16 protein-coding genes are annotated in these 19,822 nt (G+C 59.2%); 9 read left to right on the forward strand and 7 right to left on the reverse strand.

The features are described from left to right. Positions 1 to 156: 156 nt before the first annotated feature. Complete coding sequence (locus ACODTZ_RS24260; protein WP_489028739.1) at positions 157 to 1,863, reverse strand: adenylate/guanylate cyclase domain-containing protein; 1,707 nt, start codon at positions 1,861 to 1,863, stop codon at positions 157 to 159. 346 nt (positions 1,864 to 2,209) lie between these two features. Between ACODTZ_RS24260 and ACODTZ_RS24265 the strand changes: the two genes are divergently transcribed. The 9 genes from ACODTZ_RS24265 (at position 2,210) to ACODTZ_RS24305 (ending at position 12,339) form a co-directional block, all read left to right on the forward strand. Next, entirely contained in the window at positions 2,210 to 3,037 is an 828-nt protein-coding gene (locus ACODTZ_RS24265; protein WP_489029040.1) for a formylglycine-generating enzyme family protein, read from the forward strand. A 138-nt stretch (positions 3,038 to 3,175) separates the two neighbouring features. Next, positions 3,176 to 4,408: an ABC transporter substrate-binding protein gene (locus ACODTZ_RS24270; protein ID WP_209234169.1), complete on the forward strand. Its 1,233-nt coding sequence runs from the start codon at positions 3,176 to 3,178 to the stop codon at positions 4,406 to 4,408. Between the two features lie 28 nt (positions 4,409 to 4,436). Next, positions 4,437 to 5,324 (forward strand): carbohydrate ABC transporter permease, encoded by an 888-nt coding sequence (locus ACODTZ_RS24275; RefSeq protein WP_489028741.1) that lies wholly within the window; start codon positions 4,437 to 4,439, stop codon positions 5,322 to 5,324. Beyond that, positions 5,324 to 6,157, forward strand: coding sequence for a carbohydrate ABC transporter permease (locus ACODTZ_RS24280; RefSeq protein WP_047510950.1), 834 nt, complete (start codon positions 5,324 to 5,326; stop codon positions 6,155 to 6,157). Before ACODTZ_RS24275 ends, ACODTZ_RS24280 begins: the two co-directional genes overlap by 1 nt. Positions 6,158 to 6,197: 40 nt before the next feature. Beyond that, complete coding sequence (locus tag ACODTZ_RS24285; RefSeq protein WP_489028744.1) at positions 6,198 to 7,451, forward strand: sulfatase family protein; 1,254 nt, start codon at positions 6,198 to 6,200, stop codon at positions 7,449 to 7,451. Between the two features lie 2 nt (positions 7,452 to 7,453). Then, positions 7,454 to 8,500 (forward strand): LacI family DNA-binding transcriptional regulator, encoded by a 1,047-nt coding sequence (locus ACODTZ_RS24290; protein ID WP_489028746.1) that lies wholly within the window; start codon positions 7,454 to 7,456, stop codon positions 8,498 to 8,500. 303 nt (positions 8,501 to 8,803) lie between these two features. Beyond that, positions 8,804 to 10,378, forward strand: a complete 1,575-nt coding sequence (locus tag ACODTZ_RS24295; RefSeq protein WP_489029042.1) for a Re/Si-specific NAD(P)(+) transhydrogenase subunit alpha — start codon at positions 8,804 to 8,806, stop codon at positions 10,376 to 10,378. A 30-nt stretch (positions 10,379 to 10,408) separates the two neighbouring features. Then, a complete protein-coding gene (locus ACODTZ_RS24300) occupies positions 10,409 to 11,842 on the forward strand; it encodes an NAD(P)(+) transhydrogenase (Re/Si-specific) subunit beta (RefSeq protein WP_489028748.1) in 1,434 nt (477 codons plus the stop codon). Between the two features lie 257 nt (positions 11,843 to 12,099). Then, positions 12,100 to 12,339 (forward strand): hypothetical protein, encoded by a 240-nt coding sequence (locus ACODTZ_RS24305; protein ID WP_489028750.1) that lies wholly within the window; start codon positions 12,100 to 12,102, stop codon positions 12,337 to 12,339. 416 nt (positions 12,340 to 12,755) lie between these two features. Here the strand turns inward: ACODTZ_RS24305 and ACODTZ_RS24310 are convergent, their stop codons facing one another. The 6 genes from ACODTZ_RS24310 to ACODTZ_RS24335 are packed head-to-tail and all read right to left on the reverse strand — an operon-like array spanning position 12,756 to position 19,810. Then, positions 12,756 to 13,532 (reverse strand): SDR family oxidoreductase, encoded by a 777-nt coding sequence (locus ACODTZ_RS24310; protein ID WP_489028752.1) that lies wholly within the window; start codon positions 13,530 to 13,532, stop codon positions 12,756 to 12,758. 14 nt (positions 13,533 to 13,546) lie between these two features. Then, positions 13,547 to 14,695 carry a galactonate dehydratase gene (gene dgoD / locus ACODTZ_RS24315; RefSeq protein ID WP_489028754.1) on the reverse strand — a complete coding sequence of 383 codons (1,149 nt, stop codon included), beginning with the start codon at positions 14,693 to 14,695 and terminating at the stop codon, positions 13,547 to 13,549. A 13-nt stretch (positions 14,696 to 14,708) separates the two neighbouring features. Beyond that, complete coding sequence (locus ACODTZ_RS24320; protein ID WP_489028756.1) at positions 14,709 to 16,337, reverse strand: GMC family oxidoreductase; 1,629 nt, start codon at positions 16,335 to 16,337, stop codon at positions 14,709 to 14,711. Between the two features lie 26 nt (positions 16,338 to 16,363). Next, complete coding sequence (locus ACODTZ_RS24325) at positions 16,364 to 17,254, reverse strand: aldose 1-epimerase (RefSeq protein WP_489028758.1); 891 nt, start codon at positions 17,252 to 17,254, stop codon at positions 16,364 to 16,366. A gap of 9 nt (positions 17,255 to 17,263) precedes the next feature. Further along, complete coding sequence (locus tag ACODTZ_RS24330) at positions 17,264 to 18,271, reverse strand: ABC transporter permease (RefSeq protein WP_112437129.1); 1,008 nt, start codon at positions 18,269 to 18,271, stop codon at positions 17,264 to 17,266. A 12-nt stretch (positions 18,272 to 18,283) separates the two neighbouring features. Beyond that, complete coding sequence (locus tag ACODTZ_RS24335) at positions 18,284 to 19,810, reverse strand: sugar ABC transporter ATP-binding protein (protein ID WP_489028760.1); 1,527 nt, start codon at positions 19,808 to 19,810, stop codon at positions 18,284 to 18,286. Positions 19,811 to 19,822 lie beyond the last annotated feature (12 nt).

Here is a 19,822-nt window from a genome sequence, read left to right on the forward strand (position 1 = left end):
ATCACGGATCAACTGATTTGGAAATCCCGAATCTGGTTTGGCGCGACACGCTTTAGCCAAGCGATGGGGGCGGTGTGCTCCCATCGCTCCCCCAGCCTGTCGGCAATGGCTTTGCTCGCTGAAGTCCGCGATCTCACTCCCGACGATCTGGTGCGTTCACCTCTCCGGCAGGCCGGCTTTCCGGAAGCCATCGACGAAGTGGTCCCGCACGCCTGTGTCGCGCAGCGGTTGAGAGTTGAGCCAATGGTCGATCGTAAAATGAGGGTGGGCGATCAGGAACAATTCCGCTTCCCGGTGCGCCTCATCATCGTCGCCCAACTGCGCAAGCGTCGCAGCCAGGAATTTGCGTGAGTTGGTACGATAAGTCTCCTCCCTGCGGAGTGTGGCTTTCGCCGCCTGATAGTCGCGCGCGGCGTATTGCGCCTGTCCAAGATGGCAAAGGTACCAACAGGCTGGATAGGGATTGAGCCGCAGGGCCTTTTCGATCTGCGCCAGGCCGGCTGCAATCTTGCCATCCAGCACGGACATGTCCGACATGGCAGCCCAGGTGTCGGCGTGGTTGGGGTCCAACTCCAGGGCCTTGGCGAAGGCTGCCTCGGATTCCTCCCATCGTCGCTCATAAGCCAGGATGGTCCCTAGAATGTATCGGCAGCCAGCATCGTTGGGATCGAGGTCGACCGCTTTCTGCGCGAACGTCGCCGCCATCCCCCGGTTCGGATATTCAGGCTCGCCGAAATGGGTCCAGGCAAGCCAACGGTTATATGCGAGCAGACCGAGCGCCTCGGCATATGAGGGCTCGAGCTGAACCGCGCGCTGGAGCAGGATATATGCCTCACGCTCAGTTTGCGGGGACTCTTCCGTCAGGAGGCGTGCGCGGACACACAGGTCGTATGCTTCGACGTTCTTCGGACGGTTGCGTTGCGTTGGCACGGTCAGCCGGCCGACGAGGGCTTCGACAATCTTGGCGTTAACTTCATCCTGAAGCTCGAAAACATCCTCCACAGTCCTGTCAAACCGATCGGCCCACAGGTGCTTGCCGCCAAGCACGTCGAACAATTGCGCATTGATGCGGACACGGCCCATCGCGCGTCTGGCGCTCCCCTCAAGGACGTAGCGCACGCCAAGTTCCTGGGCGACCAGCCGTACATCGACTGCTTTACCCTTGTAGCCGTAGACGGAATTGCGCGCGATGACGAACAGGCCAGGCGTACGGGATAGGTCGGTGATCAGGTCTTCGGTCAAGCCGTCGACAAAATGCGCGTCCGCTTCATCTCCACTCATGTTGGTGAACGGCAATACGGCGATCGAGGGACCTTCGGGCAACTGCAATATGCTCTGCAGCGCATCCGGCCAATGCCACACGTGGACCGGGCGGGTCAGGTTCTTCAGATAGCGTTCGCCTGCATCGAAGAACCGTTCGTGGATCTTGCCGACGATTTCTCCGTGGACACCGGCTGAAATGCAGATGCCTCCCGATGCGGCCTGCGTCTGGAGGCGCGCAGCGACGTTGACGCCGTCGCCGAGGATGTCCGAACCGTCGCCAATGACGTCTCCCACATTGACGCCGACGCGCAAAAGCAGGCGCCGGTCTCCGGGGGCCTCGATGGCAGTGGTGGCACGTTGTATTTCCAACGCTGCCTTGACTGCGTCCAACGCGCTACCGAATTCGATTAGGAATCCGTCGCCCACGACCTTGAAGATGCGACCGTTGTGGCTCAGCACAGCGGGCTCGATAGCGCCGGAACGTAGTGCCCTGAGGTTCTCCACCGTTGCGACCTCATCAGCCTCCATCAGGCGCGAATATCCCACCACATCGGCAACAACGATGGCGGCAAGGCGCCGCTGAAGAGATGGATCCGTCATCTGAGGACAAGCCTAACGACTGAATGCGCAGGTTATTGTTCAGCCGTATGTGAGTCAACAAGTCGCAAGAGGTGCAATGTCTACTGTCGGCCTGAAGTCGCCATAGGGGGCTCCCGCGCTCCCATTGGCACGTCCATGATCATTCATCCAAACATGCCGAATAAGCCTTCAACTTTCGAGGCTCGGCCGATATGAATCGAGTGGATGTCAGTCCAGTCCACCGACCTATGGCAAGTAGAAAATGAGTTGCTGCAGCTTTGATAACAAATCGGAAACAGGGTCGCTTCCGGATCGCGCGACTGCGGTCCAGCCCGCTACGTCTCCTCCACCATGCGATGTCAGGGACATCCCGGGCGGTCGCGTTCACGTCGGGACAGCTAAGCCGCTTCTTCCCTTTGATGGCGAAGGGCCGCCACGACCGGTTCAGATCGACAGCTTTCGCCTCTCTACGGCTGCCGTAACCAATGCGGAGTTCGCAAGGTTCGTTCGCGAGACCGGATATGTGACTGAAGCGGAGCGGCTTGGGTCGTCCTACGTTTTCTACAAGTTCATCGACGGCAGCGTTCCGACGACCGGTGTCGTCGGGGCCGAATGGTGGAGAAAGATAGACGGCGCCCATTGGGCAGCACCATTCGGACCGCAACGATCGGGAGCGGAGCTGGACGACTTGCCTGTTGTTCATGTCTCTTGGCAGGACGCCACGGACTACGCGCGATGGATCGGCGGGCGCTTGCCAACCGAAGCAGAGTGGGAGCACGCCGCACGCGGTGGCCTGAGGGAACCCATCTACCCTTGGGGCGACGAACATCCAACAGACGCCTTTACGCCTTGCAACATCTGGCAGGGAGACTTTCCAAGGGATGATCTGGGCAAGGATGGCTATGTCGGCCTCGCGCCCGCTATTTCGTTTCCTCCAAACGGCTACGGCCTGCACAACATGTCCGGCAACTGCTGGGAGTGGACCGCCGACGCATTTCGTATCCGTTCTATTCGAAGGGAGGCCGCTATCGCGAACAAGTCCGCGAAAGAGCAGGGAAAAAAGGTCCTGAAGGGCGGCTCCTACCTTTGCCACGCTTCCTACTGCCATCGCTATCGCATTGCGGCGCGGATGGGGAGCACCGGAGATTCGACGACCGGGCACATCGGTTTCCGAGTGGCGTTTGACGCAAGGTGACAGAAATATTGACACCGCGTCGACATCAAGTTAATCAATTAACTTACGCGAGTTAATTGATTAACTTGCCACGGCACCGAACACCCTTGAGGAGGGGCATCGGAGCCATGCCCGCAGATTTCGGTAGGAGGAGACCAAATGAAGCTGACACACTGCATCACTGCGACCGCGTTGTCCGTCGCCCTTTACGCTCCCGCACATGCCGAGACCTTGAAGGTCTACTGGAACGCGGGCCACGCCTATCCAGCCTATGCTGAGGTGATCAAGAAGTTCGAGGCTGATCATCCCGGCTGGACTGTCGAGTGGGGCAGGTTCCAATGGCCGGACATGCGCACCAAGATTGTTGCCGACATGTCCGTCGGCAATGTCCCCGACCTCGTAGCCGATCCCGGCGGCTGGGTCCCGGAGTTCGCTCTTCAGGGCAAGATCCTTCCACTCAACGACTATGTGGCGAAGGACGGAAGCTCGATGGGCTATCCTGACGACTGGCAGGATTTTTCGGTTTCGAGAAACTCCGTTGATGGCAAATACTATGGTGTGCAGTTGCATCTGACTTGCGCAACGCTCGTCTATAACGTTGATCTGCTAAAGGCCGCGGGTTTCGAAAAGCCTCCGGCCAACTGGGAGGAATTCCGAAATGCAGCAATGGCCGTGGCGAAAAACGGCCGGATTGGTTTCGCTCCAAATCAGGTGGCCGGATACTTTATTCCGTGGATTTATCAGAACGGTGGCACATTCTACGACAAGGCATCAAACAAGGTCACGTTCGATAGCCCTGAGGCGGCGCAGTCGCTTCAGTTCGTCTCTGATTTGATTCACAAGGACAAGGCGGCGATTCTGCCTGTGGCAGGCGCAGACTACGAGGGGCCGCAGAAGCTTTTCACGTCAGGACGCGCCGCGATGATTTTGACGGGTCCTTGGGACGTGGCGCCCATCAAGACCGGAAATCCCAAGCTCAAGTGGGATGTCGCTCCTTCCCTGACTGAGAAGAAGCAGGCGACATTTGCCGGTGGCGTTAGCCTCTTCATACCAAAGGACGCCAAGCACCCCGCCGAAGCGTGGGATCTTCTGAAGCGCTTCGTTGCCATTGACACGGAACTGGCCGCCTCGGTGGCGAATGGGATGACGATGCCACGCAAGTCCTGGGCCGCTGATCCGAAGGTGACGGGAGATCCCGTCTTGAGCAGGTTTAGCCAGTGCCTGCCCTACGCCGTTGACTCGTCGGCGGATCTTGCGCTGACGGGCAAGAACGCAATGGTCCAAGATCTCTTCAAGGCCGCGGTGCAGGACATCCTCTACAACGGCAAACCGGCCCAGGAAGTCTTGTCGAATTATGCGGCACAGGCAAACGCTGAGCTGTCGAAGAAATAGGTAGGATCAAAGACCGGAGATCGTCGGTATGAACTACGCTCGCAGCCGTAACGGCAGGCAGGCAATCTTTGCCTATGTCGTCCTTTCGCCGGCGATCCTCTACTTCGCCGTCTACTTCTTCTACCCGATCGTTGTCGAATTCTGGGCGAGCTTCTTTCGCGGGCAACCTCTTATCGGGGACTCGGAGTTTACCGGTTTCGACAATTACATCAGGGCGCTCACGGATCCGCGGGTCCGTGACGCGTTCATCCGGACAGTTATTTTCGCCGTCTGTGGGACGGTCGGAACACTGCTTCCCGCTCTGTGTCTCGCTGCGATCCTTTCGGGGCCGATCAAGGCGGCTACCACGATCAGGGCTATAATCTTCTTCCCCTACATCATTTCCTTCGTGATCGTGGCGCTGATGTGGAAGAGCATCCTCGATCCATACACGGGCATGTTGAATGCGATCCTCCTGCAGCTGGGGCTGCCGATGCAGAACTGGCTAAGTACGCCTTCTACCGCGTTGCCGACGATCATCGCGGTCACAGTTTGGAAGGATATCGGATATGCGATGTTGATCTATATCGCCGCCATCCAGTCGATCCCGAAGGAGCTCTATGAAGCAGCGGAGATCGATGGCGCTTCGCGCATGCAGCAGTTTACGAAGATCACGATACCGCTTTTGACGCCGACAACACTCTTCCTGGCCGTCATCAGCATGATAGCCCACCTTCAGGATCTGTCCGCACCCTATCTCCTGACTGGCGGCGGCCCCGCCGAGGCGACGCGCCTATACGCGCTGCATGTGTTCGAAACCGCGTTCGTGGAACTCAATATCGGATACGCTTCGGCGCTCTCGTTTCTGATGTTGATCGTCATTCTCATCGTCACTGCTTTGCAGTTCCGGTTCCTCAATCGCGAGGTCGCATACTGATGGCCAATGTAAATCAGACCTCGAAGGGCGCACTGTTCGTCATCTATATCGTTCTTGGCATCTTCGTGATCCTTGCACTGTTCCCGTTCTTTTACATGGTCTCGCTTTCCCTTCAGAGCGATGCGGACCTCATGAGTGGTGAACCGGTGCTTATTCCGTCGGTGCTGGAGTTCTCCAACTACGTCACAATCTGGGAGAAGGCGCCGTTCTTCCGGTTCATCATCAATAGCTTTGTCATCGCAGGCGGCATCACGCTGCTTCATCTCATCTTCGACCCGCTTATCGGCTACGTGTTCGCCAAGCTGGAATTTCCGGGCAGCAAGCTGATGTTCGGGGCGCTACTGTCGACACTGATGCTTCCGTTCTTCATCAGAATGATCCCGCTCTATATCCTGACGGCGGAGCTTGGATGGCTCGATACCTACCAGGGCTTGATTATGCCCTTTGCGATGAGCGCGTATGGCATCTTCATGATGCGGCAGTTTATCCGGCCAATCCCCATGGATCTGCTCGACGCTGCCCGCCTTGAAGGAGCCTCGGAGTGGCGGATCTACAGGTCGATCGTGCTTCCCCAACTCGGGCCGCCGATGGCAACGCTTGCGCTGCTTACATTCGTATTCCAGTTCAACGAGTTTCTCTGGCCGCTCGTTGCCGTAAGCTCGGTTGAGATGCGACCGATCACCACCGGTCTCACACTCTTCAATTCCGAATTCTTTACCCAATGGAATCTGACGGCGACAGGCGGGGTCATTCTCTTCGTGCCAAGCCTGCTGCTGTTCATCTTCATGCAACGTTACTTCGTCCAGTCGGTCATGACTTCCGGAATGAAATAGGAAGAAGAGGCATTCAATGCGCAATTCACCAAATGTAATCGTGTTCTTCACCGACCAGCAGCGATGGGACAGCGTCGGTCTGCATGGCAACCCGATGAGCCTTACGCCCAATTTCGACCGCTTGGCAGCAGAAGGCATGTTCATTCCCAACTCCTTCACTTGCCAGCCAGTTTGCGGTCCGGCGCGGTCCGCCTTGCAGACAGGCCTCTATCCGACAACGACAGGCTGCTTCCGCAATGATATCCCGCTCCCGGCAGGCCAGAAGACCCTCGCACACCACTTCGCGGAGGGAGGCTACGAGACGAGCTATATCGGAAAATGGCATCTTGCCTCGCAGGATCCCGTACCGCTCGCGCAGCGCGGCGGGTATCAGCATTGGCTGGCCTCGAACATTCTCGAGTTCACGTCCTACGCCTACGACACCACGATGTTCAATGACGCCGAAGAGGCGGTCAAACTGCCGGGCTACCGGGTCGACGCGTTGACGGATGCCGCCGTCCGCTATGTCACGAAACGCAAGGACAAGCCGTTTTTCCTCTTCCTCTCGTTCCTTGAGCCCCATCATCAAAATGAGTTCGACGACTATCCCGCCCCCGTCGGCTATGAGGATCGAATCCGGAAGAACATGCAGTTGCCTAGAGACCTGCAGGCACTACAAGGGTCGTCCAACGAGCACTACCCCGGCTACATGGGCATGGTCCAACGCCTCGACGAGGCGCTGGGAAGACTTGTCGACTCCCTGATCAGTTCCAAGCAACTCGACAACACGATCATTCTGTTCACGTCGGATCACGGTTGCCATTTCAAGACGAGAAACAACGAATACAAGCGGTCCTGCCACGAATCCTCGATCCGCGTGCCCACGTTTTTCCATGGGCCGGGCCTGATGAATAAAGGACCGTACGATGGTCTCGTCAGCCTGATCGATCTTCCACCCACGCTGTTGGACGCCGCGGGGCTTCCCGTCCCGGCAGAAATGCAGGGACAGTCGATCCTGAGGAAGAACCCCACACCCGAGGACAACGTATTCATCCAGATCAGCGAGCATCACGTGGGGCGAGCCTTGCGGACACGACGCTGGAAATACGAAATCACGGCCGCCGACCTAAGCGGCAACGTGGACATGAATTCGCAGCTCTATCAGGAGGCGTATCTTTACGATCTCGAAAAGGACCCTTACGAGTTGGAGAACCTTTGCGATCGCGAGGATTACATGGAAATACGCAATGTCCTGCGAGCGGAACTACTGAAACGGATCGTTGACGCAGGCGAGCCCAGACCTGAAATCACCTGAACATGACCAAGCAAAGTCGAAAGTCGCAGAGCCCCGAAGCAGTTGTGGTCGAGAAATCGGCGACGGTCAGCGACGTGGCGCGCTTGGCGAATGTCTCGACCGCCGCAGTGTCCATGTATTTCAGCGACCGCTCCGAACACCTGAAGCGGGTAGGACCAGAAGCGCGCGAACGCATCCGGCGCGCAGTCGAGGAACTGGGTTATGTGCCGAACAAGATTGCTCGCCACTTCAGGCGACAGAAGAGCGAACGGCTGTGTGTGATCTTTCCCAAGCTGGGTATCCCCTACGCCGACAGAATGGTCCACGGACTGGGTAAGGCAGCACGCGAGCGCGGCTTCATGCCGATCATCGTGACCGCTTCCAATCTTGAGGACCTTGAAACGATTCTCGGCGAGGTAGAGGCAGGCTTGGCCGATGGCGTCGTGGCCGAGGTTGACTATCTGACCGAGGCGGAAGTCGAAAAAGCGTTCTCATCGATGACCAAACATTGCCTTGTCATCCACGCGACAGCCAAACCTGGCCCCTTCAGTGTTCTCAACAACGGGCTGACGGCAGCACTGGAAATTGCCTTCGAGGATCTTGTGCTCAAGGGACATCGGCATATCGGCTATATTGAGAACACGTCTCAGGGAACCAACCCCCGTCTCAATGCGGTCGTCCGTCGGCGGGAAGAGCTCGGTATCGACACAAAAGTTTCGGTCCTGACAGGGGCGAGTGAACGGTCGACCGCCGCCGATTGTGCTCGCCAGATCGCCTCATGGGATGAGCGTCCGACTGCGGTGATCGTCGAGTCCGATTTTACGGCGGTCACGGTGATTGAGGAGTTTTCGCGCTTAGGTATCGTCGTGCCAGACCAGATCGCCGTCGTGGGCTGCGGTAACGCGGAAGAAGGCTTTTACTGCCGACCCCGCCTTACGACAATAGGCCCTGAATGGTCGTCGTTCGAAGAGGCGGGTCAATACCTGATAGACGGGCTGGAGCTTAGCAACCCGCTTCCGCCGAGGCGTTTCAATTCGCCCTGGAGCTACATTCGACGCAATAGCGCGTGAAAGCCCCAGGTTACTGACTTCAATCTCGATGGGGCCGAGACGCGGCCGATTCGCTGCGGCCTTGGGATTGCAATTGGTTTTCCGTGAGATGCCACGCTTTCGCTATCTTTTGTCGCACCTGCATCCAGTGGCAATTAAAATTAAAATCGATTAGCAGATTCATGAAACCGACAGAAATGCTCGGATTTGCGATTTCCGGTACTGGACAGGTATTGACGTCTTTGGTTGATCAGCCTCGGCCATAACCGCCGTGCACTGAATAAGCGCGACCCGGTCGCCGTTAGGGGTACAATAAACATGACATTGAAAATTGGAGCTCCGAAGGAGCTTATAGCCGGCGAATCCCGGGTGGCGATGACACCGGAGTCGGCGTTGCAACTGCAGAGGCTGGGCTATATCTGTCTCATCGAGGCTGGCGCCGGCTCTCTGGCCGGCTTTTCTGACAAAGCCTATGGCGCAGCCGGCGTGGAGGTTGTCGAAACAGCCGAGGCCCTGTTTGAACAAGCCGATATCATCGCCAAAGTGCGCCCTCCCGAACCGCGGGAACTGGAGCGCCTACGTGCCGGTCAGACGCTGATTTCGTTCTTCTATCCGGGACAAAACACCACACTGCTGGAGCAGGCCAAGGCAACCGGTGCCAACGTCATCGCCATGGACATGGTGCCGCGCATTTCGCGGGCTCAGAAGATGGACGCGCTGTCGTCGATGGCCAACATCGCCGGCTACCGCGCGGTCATCGAGGCGGGCAACAATTTCGGCCGCTTCTTCACTGGTCAGGTGACCGCCGCCGGCAAGGTTCCGCCTGCCAAGGTGCTGATCATCGGCGCCGGTGTCGCCGGACTTGCCGCGATCGGCACGGCCACCTCGCTCGGCGCCATCACCTACGCCTTCGACGTCCGTCCGGAAGTGGCCGAGCAGATCGAAAGCATGGGGGCCGAATTCGTTTTCCTCGACTTCAAGGAAAGCCAACAGGATGGTGCAGCCACTGGCGGCTATGCAGCACCGTCTTCGCCGGAGTTCCGCGAGAAGCAGCTGGAGAAGTTCCGCGAACTGGCGCCTCAGATCGACATCGTCATCACCACGGCGCTGATCCCGGGGCGTGATGCGCCAAAGCTGTGGCTGGCCGATATGGTCGCCGCGATGAAGCCGGGTTCCGTCATCGTTGACCTTGCTGCCGAGCGCGGTGGTAACTGTGAGCTTACCGTTGCTGACCAGCGTGTCGTCTCTGACAACGGCGTCGTCATCATCGGCTACACGGATTTTCCGAGCCGCATGGCCGCACAGGCATCGACGCTCTATTCGACCAATATCCGCCACATGATGACGGACCTGACGCCGGCCAAGGACGGTGTTGTCGTCCACAACATGGAAGACGACGTCATTCGTGGCGCGACCGTCGCCTTCGAGGGCAACGTGACCTATCCGCCGCCACCGCCGAAGATCCAGGCGATCGCCGCGCAGAAGCGACAAGAAAAAGCCAAGGAGCTGACGCCCGAGGAAAAGCGGGCGAAAGAGACTGCGGCCTTCAAGGCGCAGACGAAGAGCCAGGGCTTCCTGCTTTTGATCGGCACTGCCCTGTTGCTGCTCGTCGGTGCCTATGCGCCGGCAAGCTTCATGAACCACTTCGTGGTCTTCATGCTGGCGTGCTTCATCGGCTTCCAGGTGATCTGGAATGTCTCTCACTCCTTGCATACGCCTTTGATGGCGGTGACCAATGCGATTTCCGGCATCGTCATCCTCGGTGCGTTGCTGCAGATCGGCTCCGGCAACTGGTTGGTCGTTCTCCTTGCCGCTCTGTCGGTGCTGGTCGCGACGATCAACATCGTCGGCGGCTTCCTCGTCACGCGGCGTATGCTCGCCATGTTCCAGAAGTCCTGATCGGCCAAGGGATATCAAAGGGTTTTCAATATGACGATTGGTATCGTTTCGGCTGCCTATATCTCCGCGGCCGTTCTATTCATCCTTTCCCTTGGTGGCTTGTCCGGCCAGGAAAGCGCCAAGCGCGCCGTGTGGTACGGCATTGTCGGCATGACGCTTGCGATTGTCGCCACCATCTTCGGACCGGGCGTCGGCAACTGGTTCATCATTCTGCCGATGATCCTGGCCGGCTCCATTGCCGGCTATTACGTGGCAAACCGCGTGCAGATGACCGAGATGCCGCAGCTTGTGGCCGCACTTCACTCGTTCGTCGGCCTTGCGGCCGTGTTCATCGGCTTCAACGCTCACCTGGAAGCCTGGCGCGTTGCTGCCATGGACGAGGCGACACGCGCGACCCTCGATGGCTTTGCCGGCATTCTCGCCCATAAGACGTCCGTCGAGCTGGCGATCATGAAGGTCGAGGTCTTCCTCGGCGTCTTCATCGGCGCTGTGACCTTCACCGGATCGGTCGTCGCTTTCGGCAAGCTGGCCGGCAAGGTGGATGGCAAGGCGAAGAAGCTGCCGGGCGGACATTTCCTGAACGCCGGCGCCGCCATCCTGTCGCTCATCCTGCTGCTGATGTATGTCAACGGCGGTGGTGTCTGGACGCTGATGCTGATGACGTTGCTCGCCTTCTTCATCGGTTACCACCTGATCATGGGCATCGGCGGCGCTGACATGCCGGTCGTGGTGTCGATGCTGAACAGCTATTCCGGCTGGGCGGCGGCGGCGATCGGTTTCACGCTCGGCAACGATCTCCTGATCGTCACCGGCGCGCTGGTCGGCTCGTCCGGTGCGATCCTGTCCTACATCATGTGCAAGGCGATGAACCGCTCGTTCGTCTCGGTCATTCTCGGCGGCTTTGGCACGACGACCGGTCCTGCCATGGAAATCGAAGGCGAACAGATCGCCATCGATGCCGAAGGTGTGGCGTCCGCGCTGAACGATGCCGACAGCGTCGTCATCGTGCCGGGCTACGGCATGGCGGTCGCGCAGGCGCAGCAGGCGGTGTCCGAGCTTACCCGCAAGCTGCGGGCTGCCGGCAAGACCGTGCGCTTCGCGATCCATCCCGTTGCCGGCCGCCTGCCGGGCCACATGAACGTGCTGCTTGCAGAGGCCAAGGTGCCCTACGACATCGTGCTTGAAATGGACGAGATCAACGAGGACTTCCCTGAAACCGACGTCGTCATCGTCATTGGCTCCAACGACATCGTCAATCCGGCCGCGCAGGAAGATCCGAACTCTCCGATCGCGGGCATGCCGGTGCTGGAGGTGTGGAAGGCCAAGCAGGTGTTCGTGTCAAAGCGCGGTCAGGGCACCGGTTATTCCGGCATCGAGAACCCGCTCTTCTACAAGGACAACACACGGATGTTTTATGGCGACGCGAAGGCGAGCGTTGGAGCCCTGGTGCCTCTTCTCGCATAGTTAGGTAACGAGAGGCAGTCTATCGCGACTTCCAACACTGCGTGAATACACTATGCCGGGCGTTTCAAAAGCGTCCGGCATTTTCCCGTCCAGTGGCGTCTTCGCGGACGTTTTTGGTGGCCTACGCCGGGCAGGACATCATTCTTAATGTACCCGTTTTGAAAAATCCTGCGACAAACTTCCTACAGACCCGGCAAACCCCTGCGACAACTCTAAAGTAACTTCCGCTTACCGATAGTCCTCAAAGGGAGACGGATATGCGTGGAGAACTTTGGCAGGTGATCATTATGCGGCAGGTGCTCAACGAGTTCTGCGCTCAGCATGATCTGTCCGTCAAGGATCGCCCTGCGATCGAAGCGGCTGAACTGCTCATGCGGTTTGTGGCGGAAGGTGAATTGGATCCTGACGAACTGCGGACGCGCCTCGATGACGTGATGGTGGATCACCCCTTCGGCAAGCGGCCCCAGCCTGCGGTGCAAGACGGCGCCCGCGCCTAAAGCCTTTTCGCGTTCACAGTTGTAAAATACCAAAGGCGGAGCGACCTGAAAGATCGCTCCGCCTTTGGTATTTTCGGTTGCAGCGACGGCATCGTCGGTAGGACCACACTCCAGTTGGAATGCTTCCCTAGGTCACGGGTACGAACAAGCCGGTGCGACAGCCTCTTGGACTGTGGTGGCTTCTTGGCCATCAACACTCGGCCATGAAACGCGTGACGCTGTCGCGCAGAAACCAGATGCTGACCGCGAAGAGTGGTGGGCGATGTCGAGCCGATCTGGCGCCTCAGACGTGAATAGATAAGGCTGACGTTTTCACGACGATAGGCGCTCCGTCACGGTGCGCGGTTGTCACATCGAGGCAGCGGCGGCGCATTCATGCGGCCCGCGATTGCTATCTATCCCGCACCAGGCAATGGCTACGGATGCTGCTGCACGCTCAGACCGCCATCGATGGTCAGGCAGGTCGCATTCATGAATGGGCATTCGTCCGAGATCATGAAGACCGCGGCCAGTGCGATCTCCTCGGGCGTCGCTATGCGCCCGCCCGGGTGCAGCTTCATCGTCTCGGCCTTGGCGGCGACGGGGTCTGGGAAGCTGTCCCAGTAATCGATAACCTTCTGCGTCGCCACATAGCCCGGCGCCAGGGCGTTTACCCTGATATTCTGGGCTGCATATTCGAGCCCGAGCGACTTTGTCATTCCAAGCAGTGCGTGCTTGGCCAGCGGATAGGGGAATGTGTGGGGAATGATGGTGAAGGCGTGGGTCGATGCGATGTTGAGGATGACGCCACCCTGCATCGCTATCATGTCAGGAAGCAAAGGCTTGCAGCAATTCCAGGCACCCTTCAGGTTGATGTCGAAACACCGATCCCACTCCTGATCGGTGGTCTCCAAGGGGTGCGAGAAGACGTTGACTCCGGCGTTGTTGACCAGGGCGTTGATCGTGCCGATTTCATCGGCTGCCTGCTTGACCGCGGCGGTGACAGCCGCGGCATCGGTGATATCAACCGGGCAGTAGCCCACCTTTCCGCCGAGCTGCTTGAGACGCTCGGCTTGTTCGGCCAGGAGCGCTGCATCCCTGTCGATAAGGAACAGCGAGGCATCCTGGCGGAGAAACTCCTTTGCGATCGCCAGGCCGATGCCCTGCGCCGCGCCGGTGACAAAGATTTTCTTTCCACTCAACCGTCCGGACATATTCTCGCTCCAACCTACCATTCGGCAAAGCTGCCGTCGGTATGGCGCCACACCGGGTTGCGCCAACGGTGGCCTTCCTTGGCCTTCTCGATAACGTATTCCTCGTTGACTTCCACCCCAAGCCCTGGCCCTTGAGGGATGCTGACGAAACCGTCCGCATAGTGGAAGACCTCCTTGTTGGAGATGTAGTCCAGGATGTCGTTGCCCTTGTTGTAATGGATGCCGAGGCTCTGTTCCTGGATGAAGGCGTTGTAGCTGACAGCATCGACCTGCAGGCAGGCGGCAAGCGCGATCGGGCCGAGAGGGCAATGCGGGGCGAGCGCCACGTCATAGGCTTCCGCCATGGTGGCGATCTTGCGGCATTCGGTGATGCCACCGGCATGGCTGAGATCGGGTTGAAGGATATCCACGTAGCCCTCGGCCAGGATGCGCTTGAAATCCCAGCGCGAGTACAGCCGTTCGCCGAGCGCGATGGGCGTCGAGGAGTGATTGGCAATTTCCTTCAGCGCCTCATGGTTCTCGGAAAGCACTGGTTCTTCAATGAAAAGCAGCTTGTAGGGCTCGAGCTCCTTGGCCAGCACCTTGGCCATCGGCCGATGAACGCGGCCGTGGAAATCGACGCCGATACCAACATGCGGCCCGATGGCCTCACGGATGGTCGCTATGGTCTCGACCGCTTTTTCCACCTTGTCATAGGTATCGACGATCTGCATCTCTTCGCAGCCATTGAGCTTGATGGCCTGGAACCCACGGGCCACCACCTCCCGGGCGTTGTTGGCGACATCCGCGGGGCGATCACCACCGATCCAGGAGTAAACCTTGATCCGGTCTCGCACCTGGCCTCCGAGCAGCGAGTGAACCGGCTGGCCGAGCGCTTTGCCCTTGATATCCCAGAGTGCCTGGTCGATGCCGGAGATCGCGCTCATGTGGATTGCGCCGCCGCGGTAGAAGCCGCCGCGATACATGACATTCCAGTGGTCTTCGATCAGAAACGGGTCCTTGCCGATCAGGTAATCCTCAAGCTCGTGCACGGCGGCCTGAACCGTGAGCGCGCGCCCCTCGACGATTGGCTCGCCCCAACCGACAATCCCCTCGTCCGTTTCGATCTTCAGGAACAGCCAGCGCGGCGGAACGATGTAAGTGGTCAGCTTGGTAATCTTCATGGCATGGGTCCGATCAAGCGAGAATGAGGTCGGCCGCCTTGGCGGCGGCGGCAAGGACAGCGGCATTGGTGTTGCCGCTAACGATGGTCGGCATGAGCGAGGCGTCGATCACGCGCAGGCCGCGTGTTCCATAGACATTTAGGCTTGCATCCAAGACGGCTTCGGGATCGCTGTCGCGGCCCATTTTGCAAGTGCCGACAGGGTGGTAACCGGTCTTTACGGTGCGTTTGCAGTGGGCGGCGACTGCCTCATCGCTTGAGACATCCGGGCCCGGGAAAATTTCCTTGTCGATCAGATCACGCAGCGGCGAGGCTTGCAGGACCTTTCGAGCGAAGCGAAAGCTCGCCATCGTCAGCCGCAGGTCGTCGGGGTCGGAAAAGATCTGCGTATCGACAACCGGATCGGCAAATGGTTCCGCCGACGAAAGCGTTACGGATCCGCGTGCCTTGGGGCGCAGCAGCAGCGAGTTGATGGTGACGCCGTCTCCCGGCTCCGTCCCCATCACGTCGCGATCGAGATAGACCGTAGGCACGCAGAACATCTGGATCGTCGGTCGGTCGTTGTTGCCGTCTGGGTCATAGAAGGCGCAGGTCTCGACGCCGGTGGTGGAAACGGGCCCGGACTTGAACAGCAGATATTGCAGCCCTGCCTTGATCATCGGCCAACCCCGGTCGGCTCCGTAATATCCGAACGATCCGCGGGTCGTGGCGACGACCGGGCACTCATAGTGGTCCTGCAGGTTCTTGCCGACGCCGGGGAGCGCCAGCCGCGTCTTTATTCCGTGCCTGGCAAGTTCATCTTCCGGTCCGATGCCTGAGATCATCATCAGCTTCGGTGTCTGATAAGCGCCGGCGGCCAGAATGACCTCGACGCCCGCTGTCGCCGTTTTGCTGCTCCCGCCTTTCATGTAGTCGACGCCTGTCGCGCGGTCGCCTTCCATGCGAATGGCGGTTACGGTCGCACCGGTCTCGATCGTCAGCAACGGATTGTCCATTACCGGCTTCAGGAAGGCATCGACCGCGCTTGAACGCTTGCGCGTCGCCCAATCGATCGTGTGCTGCATGAAGCCGACGCCGAACTGATGCTCGCCGTTGAAATCCGGGTTGTAGGGAATGCCCATGCCCTGCAGCGTTTTCACGTAGGTGCGCGTCATCGGGCTTGTGTGGCCCAGATGCGATATTTTCAGCGGACCGCCGAAGCCATGATACTCACCCGCCAGATGATCGTTGTCCTCCTGGCCTTTGAAGTAGCCAAGCATGTCCTGATAGGACCAGGCGCCATCGTTATTGGCACCGGCCGGTGTCACGAGCTCGTTCCAATGATCGAAATCCGCGGCCTGGCCGCGCATGTAAACCATGGCGTTGACGGTGCTGCCGCCGCCGAGAACGCGCCCCTGCGGTACGATCGGACCACGACCGCCCAACTGTGGTTGCGGTTTGGTCTTGTGCATGGCGAGGTACGTATCCTTCGCCAGGAATTTCATGTATCCGGCGGGGAAATTCATGATTGGGTTGGGTTTGGCGGGGCCGCGCTCGAGGATGAGCACGCGCGCCTTGCCATCGGCCACAAGTCTCGCGGCAACGACGCAGGCGGAACTGCCTCCGCCAACAATGATGTAGTCGAACTGACCAGTACCGGGCATGCGATTCTCCAGCTATGCGCGACGTATTAAATGGCTTGTGGCCGAAGCCGGATGGATCCCGAAAGCGTCTCGCCGGGTTCCAGCCGCCTGAGATCACCGAGGTCGGGGAGATTATGTCCGTTCGCCAGATGCGACATTGGCTCGAAGCAGAAGTAATCCCGCTTGAATGACGGATCGAACGCCGTATCGGAAACGAAGACGAAGGCGTGCTTGAACACGGGGTCCGCCGTCAGATGAAGAGCGGTGTGGTGCTCTGGCCATGACACGATCGCCTCGCCGCACCAGTCCTCGAATCCGTTGTTTACCCACCTATGCGGAAGTTCGGACGGCCTGCTGAAATCGAGGTCCTCGGGAATGTTTGTCGCCTCTCCGGGCAGCCAGCCTTCGACCTCGGTCCAGAACTTCGAAGCCGGGGCAAAGAGCGTTGTCTCGGCTGCCATCGGAAAATATGGATGCCAGCCGATGCCAAACGGCAAGGCCACTTCTCCGCGGTTCTCCACGGCCAATGTCAAAACCAGTGCGCCATCTTTCAGCGCGAAGGACTGCGTCGCATGATATGCATACGGCGTATGGCCACCTCGGTGCGTGAAGGCGAGCTCGAGGTGATCATCGCCCTGGCCATCGATCGCCCACTCCGACTGCCATCCCTCGCCATGGAGGTAATGCTCATCCCATGGGGTGTTTGGCGTGAAGTGATACGCCCTACCCTCGTACACGAAGCGGTTTTGCCGAACGCGATTTCCGAAGGGCACCAGGGGATAGCATCCTGATGATAGCGCGTCGGCATCATCAGACCGAGCCGGGCGCAACAGCGGCACCTTGCCCATGTCACCGTCTTGCCAGAAGCCGAGGACAAGACCGCCCGTCGTCGATACCTTCAGTGACAACGAGCCTGACGTCAGTTCGATTTCGGACATGATATGCGCTCAGCCCTTGTTTCGCGACATGCTGCGCTTAATCGCCTGGATGTTTGCCAGGACGGCGATGACGATAATGAGACCACGCACGACCTGCTGGAAGAACGGGTTGATACCGAGCAGCACGAGGCCATTCCCGATCAGTGTGATGACGAGCACGCCGAGAAGCGTTCCCAGCATGGACCCGCGGCCGCCGGACAGGGATGTGCCGCCGACCACCACCGCTGCGATCACGTCGAATTCCAGGCCGGTGGCAGCCGTTGCATTGCCCGATCCGAGACGCGAGACGAGCAGGATGCCGGAGATTGCCGCCATGGCGCCGGCAATGGCGAATAGCGCGACCCGAATTTTCGATACGCTGATGCCGCTCAGGAACGCGGCATGTGCATTGCCGCCGATCGCGAATACCGACCGACCGAAGGCTGTCTTTCTGCTGATGAACGCGAAGACCGCAAACAGCACGAGCATGATGATTGCTGCCGGCGGAACGCCGAACAGTGAGCGATCAAGCGCGTCCAGCATGTCGTTGCGACCGATGGAGACAGGCAGCGCATCCGTGACAAACAGGGCCGTGCCGCGCAGCGCGCTCCACAGGCCGAGCGTGGCAACGAAGGATGGCACGTCGCAATAGGCGCGCAGCGCACCTGCGATGGATCCCAGCAAAGCGCCGACCACGATTGCAAGCGCAAAGGCCAGCGGCGTCGGGGCACCCCACTGCAGGAAGAAAGCCAATACGACGGAAATGAACGCCACCATCGGTCCGACGCTGACGTCAATTTCGCCGGCGATGATGATCAGTGTGGCCGCCCAGGCAGCAATGCCGATCGTGGCGGCATCGCGCAGGATGTTGATCTGGTTGTTGAACGACAGGAAGCCGTTCGCAGACGAGGTAAACACGACGTAGAGAACGATGATGGCCACGAAGAGGCTCAACTCGTTCATGTGTTGCGACAGACCAAAGCCCGACTTGCTGGATTTTGATCTTGAGGACGGCTTGGCCGTCTGTTCGAGTGACATCTGGTGCCTCCCTCAATGTCCGCTGATGCAGGCGGCCATCACGGCATCCTGATCGATGTTGGGTGATATGAACTCGTCTTGCAGCGTGCCGTCTCTCAGGACGAGGACGCGATCGCACACAAGCGGAAGTTCCTCGATTTCGCTGGAGACAAAGATCACACTCCGGCCCTCGGCCGCGAGTTGACGGATGATTGCATAGATTTGCGCCTTGGCCTCGACATCGACGCCACGCGTGGGTTCGTCGAGGAGCAGGATACGGCTGTTGGCATAGACCCAGCGGCCGATGACGACCTTCTGCTGGTTGCCTCCGGAAAGCGTGCCGATCGGCGTGTCGGTGCGCGCTGCCTTGATATGCAGCCGATCGATCACGCGCCGTGTTGCTTCCGCCATCATCCGGCTCGACAGGACACCTGTCTTGCTGACACCGGAGAAGTTGGTCGAGAGCGTATTCTCATCGACACCCAGCAACGGGACGATGCCTTCTTCCTTGCGACTCTCCGGTGTGTAGCCGAATCCACGGCCCAGCATCTCCTTGTAGCGGCCAGGCTTCACGGTCGCGCCATCGACAAGCAACTGGCCGGCATCAAAACGACGCACACCGGCGATCGACTGCAGCAGCTCCGTTCGCCCGGAGCCGAGAAGGCCGGCAATGCCGAGCACCTCGCCTTTCCTGAGTGCGAAGGAAACGGAGTTCAGCTTAGGCGCAAGCGCCAGATCCCGCACCTCAAGGACGACCTTGTCACTGCCGGTGTTTTCAAGAGCGGCCGCCTGCGACGCTTCCGATCCCAGCATCAGCCGAACGATCTCGCGCGTGTCGGCGCCCTTGACGTCAACCGTGTCGATGATGCGCCCGTCACGCATCACGGTCGCCGAATGCGCGATCTGGCGGATCTCGTTCATGCGGTGGCTGACATAGATCACGGCTATGCCCTCGGAAGCGATGCGCGTCACCGCAGCCATCACTTTTTCCGCTTCGGCCGCAGCAAGCGAGCTCGTGGGCTCGTCCAGAATGACGATCGTCGGCTTGCCGACGAGAACACGGGCAATCTCCAGAAGCTGCCGTTCGGCGGGGCTGAGGCCAGCAACCAGTCTGTTGGGAGGCAGGTCGAGGCCCAGCCGTCCCATCGCTTCGGCTGCCGCGGCTTCCATCTCGGCATATTGGATAACACCGCCCTTGCGCGGCCAGCGGCCGAGGAACAGGTTCTCGGCAAGCGTCATTCCAGGTACGAGGCTGAGTTCCTGATAGACAACCCGAACACCTTTTTCGAATGACTCCTGAGCGCGCCCCGATCCGGCATGCGACAGTTCCGCGCCGTTGATCGAAACCGATCCGCTGTCCGGGATTTCGGCACCGGTCAGCATGCGGATGAGCGTCGATTTTCCAGCACCGTTTTTTCCGAGGAGCGCCCGGACTTCACCGGCCGCCACCTGGAACGTGGCGTTGTCGAGCGCAAGCACGCCAGGGTAGCGACGCGTACAGCCGATGACGGATGCAACGATTGGCGATGACGCTGGCTGAAGATTGGTAGCTTGTGTCATAGATCTTTCCAC

Source organism: Rhizobium sp. FG113, from assembly GCF_057809895.1.

Excerpts from the sequence above, each read along its gene's own strand:
- ACODTZ_RS24260 (WP_489028739.1), bottom strand. The coding sequence starts at position 1,863 with ATGACGGATCCATCTCTTCAGCGGCGCCTTGCCGCCATCGTTGTTGCC.
- ACODTZ_RS24270 (WP_209234169.1), top strand. The coding sequence starts at position 3,176 with ATGAAGCTGACACACTGCATCACTGCGACCGCGTTGTCCGTCGCCCTT.
- ACODTZ_RS24275 (WP_489028741.1), top strand. The coding sequence starts at position 4,437 with ATGAACTACGCTCGCAGCCGTAACGGCAGGCAGGCAATCTTTGCCTAT.
- ACODTZ_RS24280 (WP_047510950.1), top strand. The coding sequence starts at position 5,324 with ATGGCCAATGTAAATCAGACCTCGAAGGGCGCACTGTTCGTCATCTAT.
- ACODTZ_RS24290 (WP_489028746.1), top strand. The coding sequence starts at position 7,454 with ATGACCAAGCAAAGTCGAAAGTCGCAGAGCCCCGAAGCAGTTGTGGTC.
- ACODTZ_RS24300 (WP_489028748.1), top strand. The coding sequence starts at position 10,409 with ATGACGATTGGTATCGTTTCGGCTGCCTATATCTCCGCGGCCGTTCTA.
- ACODTZ_RS24305 (WP_489028750.1), top strand. The coding sequence starts at position 12,100 with ATGCGTGGAGAACTTTGGCAGGTGATCATTATGCGGCAGGTGCTCAAC.
- ACODTZ_RS24310 (WP_489028752.1), bottom strand. The coding sequence starts at position 13,532 with ATGTCCGGACGGTTGAGTGGAAAGAAAATCTTTGTCACCGGCGCGGCG.
- dgoD (WP_489028754.1), bottom strand. The coding sequence starts at position 14,695 with ATGAAGATTACCAAGCTGACCACTTACATCGTTCCGCCGCGCTGGCTG.
- ACODTZ_RS24320 (WP_489028756.1), bottom strand. The coding sequence starts at position 16,337 with ATGCCCGGTACTGGTCAGTTCGACTACATCATTGTTGGCGGAGGCAGT.
- ACODTZ_RS24325 (WP_489028758.1), bottom strand. The coding sequence starts at position 17,254 with ATGTCCGAAATCGAACTGACGTCAGGCTCGTTGTCACTGAAGGTATCG.
- ACODTZ_RS24330 (WP_112437129.1), bottom strand. The coding sequence starts at position 18,271 with ATGTCACTCGAACAGACGGCCAAGCCGTCCTCAAGATCAAAATCCAGC.
- ACODTZ_RS24335 (WP_489028760.1), bottom strand. The coding sequence starts at position 19,810 with ATGACACAAGCTACCAATCTTCAGCCAGCGTCATCGCCAATCGTTGCA.